Annotated in this window: 12 protein-coding genes; 8 read left to right on the top strand and 4 right to left on the bottom strand. The window is 65.1% G+C overall.

The window, feature by feature from the left end; translation table 11 throughout:
• Positions 1-8: 8 nt before the first annotated feature.
• Positions 9-788, bottom strand: coding sequence for an alpha/beta hydrolase (locus tag AB0H22_RS01510; RefSeq protein WP_180748433.1), 780 nt, complete (start codon positions 786-788; stop codon positions 9-11).
• Between the two features lie 77 nt (positions 789-865).
• On the opposite strand from AB0H22_RS01510, the gene AB0H22_RS01505 reads away from it, so the two are divergent.
• The 4 genes from AB0H22_RS01505 to nudC all read left to right on the top strand — a co-directional run bounded on the left by AB0H22_RS01505 (position 866) and on the right by nudC (position 9,386).
• The gene (locus tag AB0H22_RS01505; RefSeq protein WP_358144327.1) at positions 866-4,030 is read left to right on the top strand and encodes an ATP-dependent DNA helicase; all 3,165 of its coding nucleotides are present in this window, start codon (positions 866-868) and stop codon (positions 4,028-4,030) included.
• Positions 4,027-7,257, top strand: a complete 3,231-nt coding sequence (locus AB0H22_RS01500; RefSeq protein WP_358144325.1) for an ATP-dependent DNA helicase — start codon at positions 4,027-4,029, stop codon at positions 7,255-7,257. Before AB0H22_RS01505 ends, AB0H22_RS01500 begins: the two co-directional genes overlap by 4 nt.
• A 136-nt stretch (positions 7,258-7,393) precedes the next feature.
• Positions 7,394-8,479, top strand: a complete 1,086-nt coding sequence (locus tag AB0H22_RS01495; RefSeq protein WP_358144322.1) for an NAD-binding protein — start codon at positions 7,394-7,396, stop codon at positions 8,477-8,479.
• A gap of 1 nt (position 8,480) precedes the next feature.
• A complete protein-coding gene (gene nudC / locus AB0H22_RS01490; RefSeq protein WP_358144321.1) occupies positions 8,481-9,386 on the top strand; it encodes an NAD(+) diphosphatase in 906 nt (301 codons plus the stop codon).
• Positions 9,387-9,402: 16 nt separating this feature from the next.
• On the opposite strand, the gene AB0H22_RS01485 is transcribed toward nudC, so the two are convergent.
• Complete coding sequence (locus AB0H22_RS01485; RefSeq protein WP_358144319.1) at positions 9,403-9,693, bottom strand: mycoredoxin; 291 nt, start codon at positions 9,691-9,693, stop codon at positions 9,403-9,405.
• A 160-nt stretch (positions 9,694-9,853) separates the two neighbouring features.
• On the opposite strand from AB0H22_RS01485, the gene AB0H22_RS01480 reads away from it, so the two are divergent.
• From AB0H22_RS01480 to AB0H22_RS01465, 4 genes are all read left to right on the top strand, one after another.
• Complete coding sequence (locus AB0H22_RS01480; RefSeq protein WP_358144317.1) at positions 9,854-11,920, top strand: ATP-dependent DNA helicase UvrD2; 2,067 nt, start codon at positions 9,854-9,856, stop codon at positions 11,918-11,920.
• A 58-nt stretch (positions 11,921-11,978) separates the two neighbouring features.
• Complete coding sequence (locus AB0H22_RS01475; RefSeq protein WP_358144314.1) at positions 11,979-12,803, top strand: dienelactone hydrolase family protein; 825 nt, start codon at positions 11,979-11,981, stop codon at positions 12,801-12,803.
• Positions 12,804-12,923: 120 nt separating this feature from the next.
• Positions 12,924-13,139 carry a hypothetical protein gene (locus tag AB0H22_RS01470; RefSeq protein ID WP_180748425.1) on the top strand — a complete coding sequence of 72 codons (216 nt, stop codon included), beginning with the start codon at positions 12,924-12,926 and terminating at the stop codon, positions 13,137-13,139.
• A 170-nt stretch (positions 13,140-13,309) separates the two neighbouring features.
• Positions 13,310-13,594 (top strand): WhiB family transcriptional regulator, encoded by a 285-nt coding sequence (locus AB0H22_RS01465; RefSeq protein ID WP_180749679.1) that lies wholly within the window; start codon positions 13,310-13,312, stop codon positions 13,592-13,594.
• A gap of 66 nt (positions 13,595-13,660) precedes the next feature.
• On the opposite strand, the gene AB0H22_RS01460 is transcribed toward AB0H22_RS01465, so the two are convergent.
• Both AB0H22_RS01460 and AB0H22_RS01455 read right to left on the bottom strand, forming a co-directional pair.
• A complete protein-coding gene (locus tag AB0H22_RS01460) occupies positions 13,661-15,010 on the bottom strand; it encodes an AarF/UbiB family protein (protein ID WP_180748424.1) in 1,350 nt (449 codons plus the stop codon).
• Between the two features lie 65 nt (positions 15,011-15,075).
• Positions 15,076-16,407 (bottom strand): AarF/UbiB family protein, encoded by a 1,332-nt coding sequence (locus tag AB0H22_RS01455; protein WP_180748423.1) that lies wholly within the window; start codon positions 16,405-16,407, stop codon positions 15,076-15,078.
• Between the last annotated feature and the right edge of the window lie 37 nt (positions 16,408-16,444).

The following is a 16,444-nucleotide window of genomic DNA, read 5'->3' as shown; positions in this document are numbered from 1 at the left end:
CTTCCTAACTACAGGTGTGACCGTATCGCGGCAGCGGTCTCCGCAGGTCGGGATTGGGACACCATGTGATCGCAGTCGATATCGATCAGTTCGAATCGGTCGCCGAGTGTGGCCTGGAGCGCGTCGAGAAGCTGGGTCGTCACATACGGTGGTGAGGTGCGGGTGGCCCGTAATAACGTGACGCGAATGGTGTTGGCCGGTAGGGCAATATCGCGCGCCAGCTCGCTCCAGGCGGTGACCACGGCGGGCAGGTTCATGCGCCAGCCCCACCGAAGGTTGGACAATTGGATCAGGTGCTCGTCGAGCTCGGTTTCGATGACCTCATCCGGTACGTCCGACCAGGCACCCGCGACCTTGTCCGACTTCGCCTCGGCGCGGTCGGTGTAGTCCGGATAGGCCACCATCTGCTCGGCGATCTGACGCATCCAGTCGCCGTCCAGTCCGATTGCCGGATCGAGGAGTATGAGCGACTTCACGAGGTCTGGTCTGCGCGCCGCCAAGTGCAGCGCCGTGGCGCCGCCGAATGAATGCGCCACCACCACGATGGGCCCGGTCTCCGTTTCGTCGAGCACGGCGGCCACCGCGTCGGCATGCGCCTCCAACGACCACGGCGCGGGCGCGGGGGAGTGTCCGTGCCCCAGCAGGTCCGGTGCCAGGGTCGGCACATCGGACAGGTGTTCATCGAACAGCGGCGCCCAGCGCTTGCCGTGTCCGGTGAGTCCATGCAGTGCCAGCAGGCGCGCGGGTTCATCGGGACCGTATCGGTGGGCGTTCAACAACGGCGTCACTGCAGCATCCTCGCACTATCCCCTGATGGATACCCAGGTCAGCTCCACTTGTCGGACCGACATGCTGTGATCTGCGTATGCCGACACCGAGCGCCTCCCCGCGATCTTGGGATGGCGCCGCGGCGGATCTGCTGGACCCGGCCCGGCAGGGCCGATTCGTGGTGGTCGGCGGTAGCGGGACCGGGAAGACGAGCCTGCTGGTGGACATTGTGGCGGCGCGGATCGCGGCGGGTACGAGCCCGGAATCCGTTCTCGTGCTCACCGGTTCCGCTCGGGCAAGTGCCGATCTGCGGACCCGGATCTCGGCGGAGGTGTTCGAGCGCCGCGCCGACATCGCCATCCGTGAACCCATGGTTCGCACCGTGCACTCGTATGCCTTCGCCGTGCTTGCCGCCCACGCGGCCCGTCAGGGCAATCCGCCGCCGCGATTGATCACTGCGGCCGAGCAAGACAGCATTGTGCGGGAATTGTTGTGCGGCAATGCGGAAGATAACAGCGGGGCATGGCCGGATTCGCTGCGACCCGCATTGACGACGGCCGGTTTCGCCACCGGCGTCCGGGATCTCATGGCGCGCTGCACCGAGCGCGGCGTGGACGCCACCGCACTTCGAGCGATCGGACGACGACACAACCGTCCGGAGTGGGTCGCGGCCGCCGGCCTGGCACGGCAATATGAGGAGGTCATGCTGCTGCGGTCCGCAGTGGGGATGGCGGCTCCGCAGGCGACGGTGCCGGCACTCGGCGCCGCAGAGCTCGTCGGGTTGGTGTTGGAATCCTTCGCCGTCGATCCGGGAATTCTTGCCGCAGAACGTAATCGCATAGATCTTCTACTCGTCGACGATTCCCAGCATCTTGACCCACAGGCCGCGCTGCTGGTGCGGCTGCTCGCTGGGGGTGCCTTGTTGTCGGCATTCGCGGGTGACCCCAACCAAACGGTGTTCGGATTCCGGGGCGCAGACGCGCAGCTGTTGCAATCGGAGGCCACGACAATCGAACTCAGCCGTTCGTATCGCTGCGCTGGACCGGTCGCGGAACTCGCGAACGCGGTGGCGCGACGACTGCCCGGGAGCTCCGCCGGGCGTGAAATCCTGGGGCTGGAGCATTCCTCGGCCGCGGTTCGTCTCGCCGGCGCGCTCTCCGAAACCGCGGAAGCATCGCTCGTGGTCGACCTGCTGCGGCGATCCCATCTGATCGACGGGGTGCCGTGGTCTCAGATGGCGGTCATCGTCAGGTCGGTACCGCGCAGTGGCGCGGCCCTGCGCCGTGTTCTGCAATCCGCGGGCGTTCCCGTACATGCCGAGTCGTATGACGGTCCCGTGGCCGCCGTGCCCGTCGTGCACGCGCTGCTGCTGGCGGTATCTGCCGCGCAGGGTGGGGTGAACGACGAGGAGGCAGCGGCCCTTGCGACCGGCCCGATCGGGCGCGTGGATCCGGTGGCGCTGAGACGTTTACGACGCCAATTGCTGCGCTCCGAGGAGGCCCGAGGAGGCGACAGAACTAGCGGTGAGCTGCTCCGTGCGGTTCTCGTCGATGCTGACTCCATGCACGTTGCGGCGCTTACCGATATCCAGGCCGCTCCGCTGCGACGCGTGCGGGCGGTGATCGCATCAGCTCGTGACGCCATCACATCTGGCACCAGCGTTCTCGACGTGCTGTGGTCCGCGTGGAGCAGGTCAGGTCTGCAGCGACGCTGGGACGGGTTGTCCCAACGCGGGGGTCCGTTGGGCGCTCAGGCCGACCGGGATCTCGATGCGGTTTCCGCATTGTTCGACCTGGCATCCGAACATGTGGCGCGCACACCGGGCATCGGTGTGACGGGATTGATCGACCACATCCGGTCGCTGGCGCTCGCCGGTCGGCGAGTGACACGGGTCGAGCCCAACGCTGTGGCCATCGTCAGTGCGCATGCTGCCGTGGGTCGCCAGTGGGAGGTGGTCGCGATCCCCGGTGTGCAGGAGGGGCTATGGCCCAACACGGCGGTGCGGGGAGGCGTGCTGCGTACCCAGGAGCTGATGGATGTGCTGGCGGGCATCGATCAAGCGGCGCATGTCGATGGATCGGCTGTGGCACTCGCGGAGGAGCGCCGTCTGCTGCTGCTAGCCATTGGCAGGGCAGGTCGCCGAGTGCTTATCACCGCGGTCGACAATGAGAACGCCGATATGGGCGGCGGGCCCGCGATGCCTTCCCGCTTCCTCACCGAACTCATGCTCGCGCACCCGGATTGGGTAATGCCCGAGCGTCGGCCGGGGACAGCGGAGTCCCGGACGTTGACCGCCGCGAACCTCGTCGGCGAGCTGCGTGCCGTCGTCACCGACTCCACAGGCATGGTGAACGCGACCCGTCGCCGCGCCGCCGCCCGACAACTGGCCCGGCTCGCGGAGGCAGGCATCCCCGGTGCGGATCCCGAATCCTGGTACGGGCTAGCCGATGTCAGCAGTGGCGGTCCGCTATGGCACACCGAGGACGGTCCGGTCCGTTTGTCGCCCTCCAATATCGAGACGCTCATCGCCTGCCCACTGCGCTGGCTGCTGGAACGACATGGTGGCACCGACCTCATGGATCCGCGTCGGGCGCTCGGGACGCTTGTGCACGCGCTCGTCAGTGAGCACTCTGGAGATGCGGATACGATGCGCCGGGAGCTCGATAAGTCGTGGGAAACAATGCCCTTCGAGTCGAAGTGGTACGCGCGCAACGAGCTACGTCGGCACCAGGAGCTACTTGAGGCCTTTGCCGCCTGGCGTGCGACGACCCGCGGCGAACTCACCGAAGTCGGTCGAGAGATCGGCGTCGACGGAGTGCTGACGCATTTGGGTTACCCGCAGGTGCGCCTGGTGGGCCGCATCGATCGGCTTGAACGTGATGCTGAAGGCCGCCTCGTCGTCGTTGACATCAAGACGGGAAAAAGTCCCGCTACCAAAGACGATGCGCAGCAACACGCCCAGCTCGCCACCTACCAGGTCGCCGCTGCCGCAGGGCTGATCGACGGGGAACCGGCGGGTGAACCGGGTGGTGGCCGGCTGGTGTATGTCGCCAAATCCAACCTCGATGACGGTGCCACGCAGCGCCATCAGGATCCGCTGACTCCCGCTGCCCAGGGCGCCTGGCGCGAGACCATCCACACCGCCGCGGCCAACACCCAGGGGCCGGTGTTCGTCGCGCGGGTCAACGACGGGTGCGGGCACTGCCCGCTGCGGGCCTGCTGCCCCGCGCAGGCCGAAGGGCAGGCAGTATGCCAGTCGTGAGCACATACTCGCCGGTCGAACTATCCAGGGCGCTAGGACTTTTTGAGCCCACTGAGGAGCAGGCCGCTGTCATCGGGGCGCCGCCCGGACCGATGGTGGTGATTGCCGGGGCGGGCGCGGGTAAGACCGAGACGATGGCCGCCCGGGTCGTCTGGCTTGTAGCCAACGGATATGCGACCCCGGGGCAGGTGCTCGGGTTGACGTTCACCCGCAAGGCCGCCGGCCAACTGTTGCGTCGCGTCAGGTCACGGCTCGCCCGGCTGGCCGGCAGCGGGATCCTGCCTCCTGTCAGTGCAGATGCTGCGGATCCAGTCATCGCCACGTACCACGCCTACGCCGGAACCTTGTTGCGGGAGCACGGACTGCTATTGCCGATGGAACCCAATGCGCGACTAATGACCGAAACGCAGTTGTGGCAGTTGGCCTTCCGATTGGTCTGTGATTTCGACGGCGACCTCGACACGGAGAAGACACCGGGAGCCGTCACCGCTCAGGTGCTCGCCCTGGCCGGACAGCTGTCCGAACATCTGGTGGACACCACCGACTTGTTGTCCTCGCACGATGAACTGGAACAACTGATTCACACCCTGCCGCCGGGACCGTATCAGCGTGAGGGCCGGCCAAGTGCCTGGCTGTTGCGTCTGGTCGAAACACAGTGTGAAAGAACGCAACTCGTTACGATCGTGGACCGGCTGATAAAGGAGATGCGCGCCCGTGGTGTTCTCGACTTCGGAGCGCAGATGTCGCTGTCGGCCCGCCTGGCCGCTGATCACCCTATCGTCGGACAAACCCAGCGGGATCGCTACCGGGTAGTGCTTCTCGACGAGTACCAGGACACCGGGCATGCTCAACGGATCTTGTTGTCGTCGTTGTTCGGACGGGGTGTCGATCCTGAGTTGGCGTTGACCGCGGTTGGCGATCCCATCCAGTCCATCTATGGCTGGCGCGGTGCCTCGGCGACCAATCTGCCCAGGTTCACCACCGATTTCCCGTTGTCCGACGGATCGCCCGCGCCGACGCGGGAACTGCGCACCAGTTGGCGTAACCCGCCCGAGGCTCTGCATTTAGCCAATGCCGTGTCAGAGGAAGCTCGGCGGCGTTCGGTGGCGGTGCGGCCGCTGCGTCCCCGCCCCGACGCGACCTCCGGACGCATCGCCTGTGCACTGCTCGGCGATATTGCGGCGGAACGGGAGTGGGTCGCCACACAACTGGCCTCGGTATACGAGGAAGCCCAACGCGATGGGAACCGTCCGCCGTCGTCGGCGGTTCTGGTCAGGCGCAACAGCGACGCCGCCCCGATGGCAGAGGTTCTTTCCGCACATGGTGTTCCGGTCGAGGTCGTCGGATTGACGGGCTTGCTTGGTATTCCGGAGGTCGCCGATAGCGTCGCGATGCTGCGCCTTGTTGCGGACCCGACCGCCGGGCCTGCGGCGCTGCGAGTGTTGACCGGTCCGAGATGGCGCCTCGGCGCCCATGATCTGGCGGTGCTGTGGCGACGGGCGACCGGATTCGGCCGCGGCGGCTCCGCCGTGATGGGGGAGGACGCGGACATTCCGTGCCTGGCCGACGCCATCAGTGATCCCGGTACGCCAGAAGAGTATTCGCCGGAGGGCTGGATTCGCCTGACGGCGCTGCGGCGGGAACTGTCCGGTCTGCGCACTCGGCTCGGTATGCCGCTCACCGACCTGATCGCCGAGGTGCAGCGGGTATTGGCACTTGACGTCGAGCTCGTGGCGGGGCGGCGCACCGGCGGGTTGGACCAACTGCGCGCATTCACCGATGTCGCCGCCGGATTCGCCGAGGCCGCCGACCAGAGCGACCCGGTTGGGCTGGTCGCCGCGTTCCTGCAATATCTTGACGCGGCATGGGAAATTGAAAAAGGTTTCACACCAGTGGAAGTCGCGGCCAGCCCGGGACGGGTGCAGATCCTGACCGTGCACTCGGCCAAGGGGCTGGAATGGGATGTGGTCGCGGTCCCGCACTTGAGTGCTGGAGTTTTTCCATCGGGCGTGGCCGCGTCGACGTGGCTGACGAGCGCCACCGAACTGCCTCCCTTGCTGCGGGGCGATCGCGCCACCCAGGGCGATTGTTTCGGAGTCCCGCAGTTGAACACCGAGGGAATCACGAATCGCAAACAGCTCTCCGATGCCATTGCGCGGCACAAGGACAGCCTGGCCACCCGTCGGATCGACGAGGAACGCCGACTGCTCTATGTGGCGGTTACTCGCTCGGCCGAACAGCTTTTCGTCTCGGGACACCATTGGGGGCAGACCGGACTGAAACCCAAGGGGCCGTCCGACTTTCTGATCGAGCTGCGGGACGTCATCGAAGGCGCGGCCGCTGAGGGCATTCCGTGCGGAACAGTGGAGGAGTGGACTCCCGCTCCCGCGGCGGGTGAACGCAATCCCATGCTCGATCAGACTGTCGAAGCACAGTGGCCCGCTGACCCACTCCAGGGCAGGCGTAGCGAGATCGAAGTAGGGGCGCGGATGGTGCGGGAAGCGCTCGCGGGTGCCGCGTCGCCGGCCGAGGACGAAAACGACGACGATCCCGACGGTTGGACATCCGATGTCGACGCGCTGCTACGCGAACGAGAACAGGCCCATCGTCGAACGGAAGTGGCGCTTCCTCAGCATCTTTCCGTGACAAGCCTGGTCGATCTGCGTCACGACCCGCAGGCGCTCGCCCGCCGTCTCGCCCGCCCGCGGCCCACACGTCCCGACCTCGAAGCTCGCCGCGGCACCGCCTTCCACTCGTGGGTACAGCGGCATTACGGGTCGGTACGCCTCATCGATTTCGAAGATCTGCCCAGCGATGGCTACGGAGATTTGGAGGACGCCGAGGATCTGGCGGTGCTGCAGTCGGCATTCCTTGACTCGGAGTGGGCAGACCGAACCCCGGTAGAAGCTGAGGTGCCGTTCGAGATTTCCGTCGCTGGAACCATCGTCCGCGGCCGGATCGACGCCGTGTTCGGACCCGATAGCGGCACAGATGGCACCTGGACAGTCGTCGACTGGAAGACAGGCCACGAGCCGTGGGGTGCGGAGATGGAGGCCGCGGCCCTGCAGCTGGCCGTGTACCGGCAAGCGTGGGCGGCGCTCCAGGGGATCGATCCCGCACAGGTGAACGCGGTGTTCCACTACGTGCGCACGGGGCGGACCGTCGCACCTGCCGAACTGCCCGAGCTGCCGCAGGCAGCAGAGCTCGCTGGGCTGACTGTGAAGTGATTTCAGTGCCGACATCCCGGCTATCAGCTGGCCAACGCGAATCACGGGCGCGATGTGAGTAGATTGACACCCGTGCAACCGGTGACTCGGACGCGATCGGGCTGGAGCCGTTGGTCTTCGCGCAAACGGCTCATCCATGGCCGGTAAGCTTCGCCAGCGGTTTCGCGGCCTCGACGGAGCGCTAACCGCACAGCCAGACCACGCGTTGGTCGGTGTCCTGCGTATTCCCCAAAATGCCGCCAGCCCGTGGCGGGCCATCGGAAAACGCATCCTGATCGCGGTGGGAACGCTCTTCGCCGCCGTGATCGTCGTGTACCTCGACCGCGGCGGCTACCGCGATGTCGCAGCCACGCCGGAGGAAAGCGATCCGCTCAGCTTCCTGGATTGCTTCTATTACGCCACCGTCTCACTCTCGACCACGGGTTACGGCGATATCACCCCGTACACCGAGGGTGCCCGGTTGGTGAACATTCTCGTGATCACACCGCTACGGCTGCTGTTCCTGATCGTTCTGGTCGGCACCACGGTCGAGGCACTCACCGAACGTTCGCGTCAAGCACTGAAGATCCAGCGATGGAGGGCCCGCGTGCGCAACCACACTGTTGTCGTCGGATACGGCACCAAAGGGAAGACCGCCGTCCAGGCGATGCTCTCCGATGGCGCCTCCCCGTCTGAAATCGTGGTCGTCGACGAAGATCAGATGGCGTTGGACGCCGCGTCCGCCTCTGATTTGGTGACGGTGCGAGGCAGCGCCACCAAATCGGATGTATTGCGGCTTGCCGGTGTTCAAAACGCAAAGTCGATCATCGTGGCCGCCAACCGGGACGACACCTCGGTGCTGGTCACGCTCACCGCTCGCGAACTCGCTCCCAAGGCCAAGATTGTCGCGGCGATCCGCGAGGCCGAGAACGTGCACCTGCTACGCCAGTCGGGCGCCGACTCGGTGGTGGTGTCCTCGGAAACGGCGGGACGTCTTCTGGGCATCGCCACCTCGACACCCCGCGTCGTCGAGATGATCGAGGACCTGTTGACGCCGGAGGCAGGGTTCGCGATCGCCGAACGCGAGGTGGAGCGCAGCGAGGTCGGCGGCTCACCACGGCATCTCTCGGACATCGTTCTGGGCGTGGTGCGCGATGGCACCCTGCACCGGGTCGATGCACCCGAGGTCGATTCCATCGAGGCAACCGACCGCCTGCTCTACGTCCGCAACGCCGGGGCCTGACATGAGTTTCCGGCTCCGTAATGTGCCGCTGCTTTCGCGTATCGGCTTGGATCGTGCAGACGAATTGCGTTCCAGCCCTGAGGAATTAGCCAAAGGGTGGGTGGCCGCCGGGCTGCTTACGCTTGATATCCGCGGCCGGGTCAACATCGTCGACGGGCAGGTGGTCCTCGAAGACGCCGCCAGTGTCGGCGCTCAACCGCCCGAGCACGCCGTGTTCTTGGGGCGCATCCCGGGCGGCCGACACGTGTGGGCGGTGCGCGCCGAACTCGATGACGACAGTGCGCCGCTCTTAGACCTGCGCCGCTCCGGTCAGTTGTTCGACGACACCAGCGCGGCGCTGTTGGCCACGGCGATGGCGATGCTCACGTGGCACGACAACGCCGGGTTCAGCCCCGTCGACGGATCACCCACCAGTCCGGCCAAGGGTGGTTGGGTTCGGGTGAACTCGACCACCGGGCAGGAAGAGTTCCCGCGCACAGACCCCGCCGTCATCTGCCTGGTGCATGACGGCGGCGACCGGGCAGTGCTGGCCCGTCAGAAGTTCTGGCCGGAACGGATGTTCTCGCTGCTGGCCGGATTCGTCGAGGCGGGCGAGTCTCTCGAGGCCTGCGTCGCCCGTGAGATCTCCGAGGAAGTCGGTCTCGCTGTCACCGATGTGGAATACCTGGGCAGCCAACCGTGGCCGTTTCCGCGGTCGATCATGCTGGGCTTCCACGCCCTTGGTGACCCGACGCAGCCCTTCTCGTTCAACGACGGAGAAATTGCCGAGGCCGATTGGTTCACCCGCGATGAGGTGCGTGCCGCATTGGCGATAGGGGACTGGACCACCGAGTCCGACTCACGGCTCATGCTGCCCGGATCCATCTCGATCGCCCGGGAGATCGTGGAGTCCTGGGCCTACGCCTGATTACGGGCGGACGGAACTACTCCCCCACAAGTGGGAGGTTCCCCCAGCCGAGCTTGGCCTTGACCTGGGCCAGTGACGGGTTGGTCAGCGCGCTGCCGTCCGGAAATTTGACGGTCGGCACCGTCTGGTTCCCGCCATTGACGTTCGCGACGTAGTCGGCCGCGGCCGGATCCTGCTCGATATCGACCTTGGTGTAGTCGATACCCGCGGCCTTGAGCTGCGTCTCAAGTCGACGGCAGTAGCCGCACCAGGTGGTGGAGTACATGGTCAAGGTGCTGGTGTCGCTCACATAAGTATTCAACGTCATACCCCCTCCGGGTGTTCCGTCCGGGGTGTGAGATCTATCAACGTCGAGTGTGAAGCCATGGCGGAAATTCACCGAAAATCCCGCCATGGCTTCACTCTCGGCGGGGAGCAAAGGCGGGGTGTGACCGAGCCTTGTCGGCGGTTGCTGCGAAGATGGCCGGGTGGTGCGCTCCCTACTCGATGGTCTCGACGACGAACAGCGTGCCGCCGTCACCGCGCCGCGCGGTCCCGTGTGTGTGCTCGCCGGCGCCGGGACGGGTAAGACGCGCACCATCACCCATCGCATCGCCCACCTGGTTGAATCCGGGCACGTCGCTCCCGGCCAGATCCTTGCGGTGACCTTCACCCAGCGAGCCGCGGGGGAGATGCGTGGAAGGCTCCGCGATCTGGGCGTCGGATCCGCGCAGGCTGTCACTTTCCACGCCGCCGGTCTGCGGCAGCTGCGGTACTTCTGGCCGCAGCTCGTCGGCGACACCCGCTGGGAGCTGATGGACAGTAAGTTCACCATCGTCGCGCAGGCCGCTAACCGCGCCAAGCTGAGCACCACCACCGACACCGTGCGTGACCTCGCCGGTGAAATCGAGTGGGCCAAGGCGTCTTTGATCAGCCCCGAGGCCTACCCGGCGGCCGCCGCCAGATTCGGGCGGGACACGCCGGTACCGGCCGAGCAGGTCGCAAAGGTCTACGCGGGCTACGAGAAACTCAAGGCCCGGCCCGACGGTTCGACCCTGCTCGATTTCGATGACTTGCTGCTGCACACCGCGGCCGCCATCGAGAACTCGGCGACTGTCGCCGACGAATTCCGGGACCGCTACCGCTGTTTCGTGGTCGACGAGTACCAGGACGTCACCCCGTTGCAGCAGCGGGTGCTCGACGCCTGGCTTGGTGCCCGCGACGACCTGACAGTGGTGGGCGACGCCAACCAGACCATCTATTCGTTCACCGGGGCCACCCCGCAGTATCTACTCGGCTTCTCCCGTCGATTCCCCGACGCGGCCGTGGTTCGTCTCGAACGTGATTATCGCTCGACGCCGCAAGTGGTTTCGCTTGCCAACCGGGTGATCGCGGCGGCGCAAGGACGGGTAGCCGGCAGTAAACTGCAACTCATCGGTCAACGGCCAGAAGGGCCCACGCCCAGATTCTCTCAACACGATGACGAGGCGGCTGAGGCGAAGTCTGTCGCAAAATCTATTGCGGCACTGATTGAATCAGGAACTCCGGCATCGGAGGTCGCGGTGCTGTACCGGATCAACGCGCAGTCGGAGGTGTATGAGGAGGCGCTCACCGAGGTGGGCATACCGTTCCAGGTGCGCGGCGGCGAAGGTTTCTTCACGCGCCAAGAGGTGCGCCAGGCGCTGGTTGCCCTGCATCGTGCGGCAGAGCGAGGAAACGCAGACACTCCTGTGCCACAACAGGTTCGGGATATTCTGGAACCGCTGGGCCTGTCTGCCGAGGAGCCGCACGGAACCCAGGCGCGCGAACGTTGGGAATCGCTACGTGCCCTCGCCGTGCTCGCCGACGAGGAATGTGCTCTACTGCCGGAGCTCGATCTGCCGGGGCTGGTCCGCGAGCTGCGGGCGCGGGCCGAGGCGCGCCACCCACCGACAGTGCAAGGCGTCACCCTGGCCTCGCTGCATGCGGCGAAGGGTCTGGAATGGGATGCGGTGTTCCTGGTAGGGCTGGCCGACGGCACGCTGCCCATCTCGCATGCCCTGTCGCGAGCAGGCGATATCGAGCCGGTTGAGGAGGAGCGGCGCCTGCTATATGTCGGAATCACCCGCGCCCGTGTGCATCTGAATCTGAGTTGGGCGCTCGCGCGGGCTGCGGGTGGCCGCAAGACGCGTAAGCATTCGCGGTTCCTCAACGGAATCGCGCCCACCGCACAGCTTCCCGCTTCGGCCACGCCGAGGCGCCGGGGTAGTGGGGCGCGCTGCCGGATCTGCAATGCGGCGCTCGGCACCCCGGCGGCGGTGCTGTTGCGGCGCTGCGAGAGTTGCCCTTCCGATATCGATGAGGAACTCCTTGCCGCGCTGAAGGATTGGCGGCTCGTGACGGCCAAGGAGATGAAGGTGCCCGCGTTCGTGGTGTTCACCGACAACACCCTGATCGCCATCGCCGAACTGCTTCCCGGTGATGACGCCGCGCTCGTCGCTATTCCCGGGATCGGTGCGCGCAAGCTGGAGCAGTACGGCCCCGATGTGCTTCGTTTGGTACGCGCCAGATCCTGATAAGCCCTTGTTCAACACGTGTCTAGCGCTGATCGTGATCTCGCCTTAGGCTCGGCGCATGGCCGACGATGACCTCCGTGATTTCGAAGCAGCCACCTTCACTCATGAGGGCGATACCAAGATCGTGTTGAGAAAGGGCAGTGGACCAGCGGTGATCGTGATCGCCGAGATGCCCGGAATCAGCCCCAAGGTTGCGAACTTCGCGCGCAAGGTGGCCGATATCGGTTGCACCGCCGTCATGCCGCACCTCTTTGGAAACCCCGGGCAGAGCGTGGATCCCAGGGCCGATGGCTGGCTCCGAACAGCCACCTATGGGCTGTCGTCGATGTTCCGTGGGTGTGTGAGCCGCGAGTTCACAGTGCTGGCCACCGGCAAGAGCTCCCCAGTGGTGGCATGGCTGCGCGCACTGGCCCAGAACGAGCATGAGCGCAATGGCGGTCCCGGAGTGGGTGCCATCGGTATGTGCTTCACGGGTGGATATGCGCTGGCCATGGCCGCTGACGACCGCCTGCTGGCGCCCGTGTTGTCTCAGCCCTCGTTGCCGTTCGGACTCACCAAGAATGCCCGCCACAACATCGATATCTCCCCGGAGGACCTGGCCAAGGTCAAGCATCGCTGTCAGCACGACGGGCTCAAGGTGCTCGGCATGCGCTTCACCACCGACAAGCTGGTGCCCGCCGAGCGGTTCGAGTTCCTCAGGGAGGAGCTGGGCGACGCCTTCATCGCCATCGAGTTGCCCGGTGATGCCGCGAACCCCAACTCGCTGATGCCACCGCATTCGGTGGTGACCGAACATCTCATCGACGAGCCTGGTCAGCCCACGCGCGCGGCGCTTGATCAGGTGCTGGAACTATTTCGGTCCCGGCTGCTGACCCCAGCCTGAAATATCCGCAGGTCAAAAATAACTTGTCAACCGATAGACGACCTTTTACTCTGGGCATCAGGAATTCGTGAGGATTCTCAACCAGACCTGTTCATGTGTGAGTAGACGGAAGGAGGAGCGATGAATACGGCCACCAATTACGGCGACACCTTGTGGCGTGATGCCCATGGTGCGTTTGTCGTATTGCCGATCGCTCCGCCGTCGCTCCTGACGCATGCCGCTGCCGCTAAGCCGGCGGTAGTTGCAATGTCGCCGGCCGCATCGGTTCCTGCGATTAAGCACCGCGCCGTCGCTGCCGCCGCGAATGTCGCGTCCGTGAATAGGGGATACATCTAGGTAGCCCCGCAACCGCCTCCTAGGCCACGGACCCGACACCACCGGGATCCGTGGCCACATTTGTTTGAGCCTCAAAACCTCAGACGTGGTTCCGGATCTCGATCGATAAGACACCGATACGAGATCAGAAGTTTTACAAGGAACCGAAGAGGAAGCAGGTGAACGGACAGATGATGACCGTCGAAACGGAGGCCCGAAGGCGTGCGCTACCGTGCCACGCAACGGATGCGGACCTGTGGTTCGCGGAAAGCCCCGCTGACCTGGAGCGTGCTAAGACGCTGTGCGCGGAGTGCCCGATCCGCTCGCAGTGCCTGACTGCAGCGCTGGACCGCGCGGAGCCCTGGGGTGTGTGGGGTGGCGAGATCCTGGATCAGGGTGTCATCGTGGCCCGCAAGAGGCCGCGTGGACGTCCCCGCAAGGATCCGCTGCCGGCAGCAGATCCCGCCGCAGCATGACCCGGCATGTCGTAGGCCCCGACAAGCAATGCTCCCCATCGCCCATGGCGGTGGGGAGCATTGTCATTAGGCGGGCTTGACGTTGGGTTCGAAGAACCCTGGCATCCATTCTTCGGCGATCGCGGCGTAGTTGAGGTGCGCGTCGAGTTGTACAAGCACTCCAATCATTCCGCCGAGCGTGCGCAGCAGCATGACGTAGCCCGGTGGCACCGTCATTTGACGCGCCAGCTTGAACCGTTCGGTGAAGCCCTCGTCCAGGAGATCGGTGGATGCCACCGCGGCCTGCTGGAACCACTGTCGCGTGAAGTGGAATTCGCCCGAGCGCAGCGGATCGACATACGGCCACAGCGGCCTGATGTAATCCATTACTTGATCCCCGGACAGTTGGACCTCTGACGGCATGAATCCGAGTTGCTTGATCAGTCGGATCACCTGATCCCATTGCTCATCCCGAGCCCAGCACAGCACCTCGCCGAACTCTGGCGGAATACCGCCGTGGTGCTCGGCTACGGCGCCGAAATCGATGATGCCGAAACGGCCGTCGGGTAGCAGCATGAAATTGCCTGGATGCGGGTCGGCGTGGACCAGGCCCACTCGTACCGGTGAGCTCACCGTGAACTCGAGCATCAAAGCGCCGGCGGAGTCGCGCTCCTCAGGAGTGCCCTCGGCGATGATCTTCGAGAGTCGCCGCCCCTCCATCCATTCGGAGATGATGACCTTGGGTGCGCTGGCGACCACGGCCGGGACGAAGAACTTCGGATCGCCGTCGAAGGCCTTTGCGAAGGCGCGCTGGTTGGAGGCCTCCTGGCGGTAGTCCAGCTCGGCCTCGATGCGGTCGCTGATCTCGGCCACGAGCCTGTCGATATCTGCTTTGGGCGCAATCTGTTTGGCCAGTGGCGTCATCCGCTGGATGAGCTTGAGATCCGCACGCAGTGCATCGTCGGCACCGGGGTACTGGATCTTGACGGCGACCTCGCGACCGTCCTTCCAGATGCCCTTGTGTACCTGTCCGATGCTGGCCGAGGCGACGGGTGTGTCGTCGAAGGACTGGAACCGGTCGCGCCATTTGGTGCCGAGCTGCGCGTCGAGCACGCGATGCACCTTCGCCGCGGGCAGCGGTGGGGCCTCGCTCTGCAGTTTGACCAGGGCCTCACGGAACGGATCGGCGAACTGCGGCGGTATCGCGGCTTCCATCACCGATAGGGCCTGGCCGACCTTCATGGCGCCGCCCTTGAGCTCGCCGAGCACGTTGAAGAGCTCGTCGGCAGCCCGTTCCAGGAGTTCGGCGTTGACGTCGTCTTTGGAGGTGCCGGTCAGTCGTTTCCCGACTCCGAGGACTGCGCGCCCGGCAATTCCGGCGGGCAGGCTCGCCAGCTTGGTCATACGTCCGATTCCGCCGCGGCGAATATCTGCCATTACAGACCTGTGCCCTTTCCGTCCGGCACCTTTGCCGGGACGTCTTGACGGAATGCTAGCTGGTGCTAGCTGGCGGCGACAGGTGTGTCTTCTCGAAAGCCCGGTACCCAGTCACCGATGATCCGCGCGTACGGGACTGTGGCATCGAGCTGGGCCAAGATCCCGGTAATCCCCATCAGGACGCGGAAGATCATCACCTGGTTGGTGGGAAGGTTCAGATGCCTGCCGGTCTGGAACTGGGCACCACGTAGATCGCTGGACTTGGCGGCGACGCGCTGCAACCACTTGCGGCTGAAGTGGAATTCGTCTGTTTTCAGTGGATCGATGAACGGCCGGAGATAATCGTCGATCTCCTCCGGTGTCACGTCCTTCTTCGGCGGGATGAACCCTTCCTCACGGAGCAGAGGGATGAGCTCATCCCACTTCCCGTCCCGCTCAAGACGCCAGATCGGACCCAGGTTGGGCGGGAAGCCGCCTTCGTGGGTGGCGACGGCGCCGAAGTCCATGACGCCGAAACGTCCGTCGTCGAGGAGCATGAAGTTTCCCGGGTGGGTGTCGGCGTGCAGGATCCCGCAGCGATAGGGAGAGCTCACGGTGAACTCGACGAGACGCCTACCGCACTCGTTTCGCTCGTCCTCGGTGCCGTCGGCGATGATCGCGGAGAGCTTGCGGCCGTCCATCCATTCCGTGATGACGACCTTGGGGGCGGAGGCGACCACCGGAGGTACGTGGTATTCCGGATCCCCCGCGAAGGCTTTGGCGAACTTGCGTTGGTTGGTGGCCTCGATGCGGTAGTCGAGCTCCTCCTCGGTGCGCTCTATCAGTTCGTCGATGATGCTTTTGACGTCGGCACCGGGAACGATCTGCTTGAACAGTCCCGCGAGGCGTTGCATCGTTTTCAGATCGGAGCGCACGGCCTCGTCGGCGCCGGGGTACTGGACCTTGACGGCGACAACGCGTCCGTCGCTCCAGACAGCCTTGTGTACTTGGCCGATGCTGGCGGAGGCGACGGGCTTGTCTTCGAACGACTGGAACCGGTCGCGCCATTTGGTGCCCAGCTGCGCGTCGAGCACGCGGTGCACCTTGGCCGCGGGCAGGGGAGGAGCATCGCTTTGTAGCTTGGTCAGCGCCTCACGGAACGGCTCGGCGAACTCGGCTGGAATGGCGGCCTCCATCACCGAAAGCGCCTGGCCCAGTTTCATTGCCGCGCCCTTGAGCTCGCCCAGCACCTGGAACAGCTGCTCGGCGGCGCGTTCCATCATCTCGGCGTTGACTTCATCCTTGGACTTGCCGGTAAGTCGCTTACCGACGCCGAGTGCGGCGCGGCCCGCGATTCCCGCGGGAAGGGATGCGAGCTTGGCGGCACGTGCGGCGCGGCCGCGGCGGATCTCAGCCATGGCTACATCATGCCCGGTACGCACCCAATAATGACAA

The organism is Mycobacterium sp. NPDC050853, assembly GCF_040653875.1.
GTDB lineage: Bacteria > Actinomycetota > Actinomycetes > Mycobacteriales > Mycobacteriaceae > Mycobacterium.
Note: the sequence above shows the minus strand (reverse complement) of the source record. Positions and strands in the feature narration are given on the sequence as shown.

Coding starts and splice junctions, on each gene's coding strand:
- AB0H22_RS01505 (WP_358144327.1), top strand. CDS start 866: ATGCCGACACCGAGCGCCTCCCCGCGATCTTGGGATGGCGCCGCGGCG.
- AB0H22_RS01495 (WP_358144322.1), top strand. CDS start 7,394: ATGGCCGGTAAGCTTCGCCAGCGGTTTCGCGGCCTCGACGGAGCGCTA.
- nudC (WP_358144321.1), top strand. CDS start 8,481: ATGAGTTTCCGGCTCCGTAATGTGCCGCTGCTTTCGCGTATCGGCTTG.
- AB0H22_RS01485 (WP_358144319.1), bottom strand. CDS start 9,693: ATGACGTTGAATACTTATGTGAGCGACACCAGCACCTTGACCATGTAC.
- AB0H22_RS01475 (WP_358144314.1), top strand. CDS start 11,979: ATGGCCGACGATGACCTCCGTGATTTCGAAGCAGCCACCTTCACTCAT.
- AB0H22_RS01470 (WP_180748425.1), top strand. CDS start 12,924: ATGAATACGGCCACCAATTACGGCGACACCTTGTGGCGTGATGCCCAT.
- AB0H22_RS01465 (WP_180749679.1), top strand. CDS start 13,310: ATGATGACCGTCGAAACGGAGGCCCGAAGGCGTGCGCTACCGTGCCAC.
- AB0H22_RS01460 (WP_180748424.1), bottom strand. CDS start 15,010: ATGGCAGATATTCGCCGCGGCGGAATCGGACGTATGACCAAGCTGGCG.
- AB0H22_RS01455 (WP_180748423.1), bottom strand. CDS start 16,407: ATGGCTGAGATCCGCCGCGGCCGCGCCGCACGTGCCGCCAAGCTCGCA.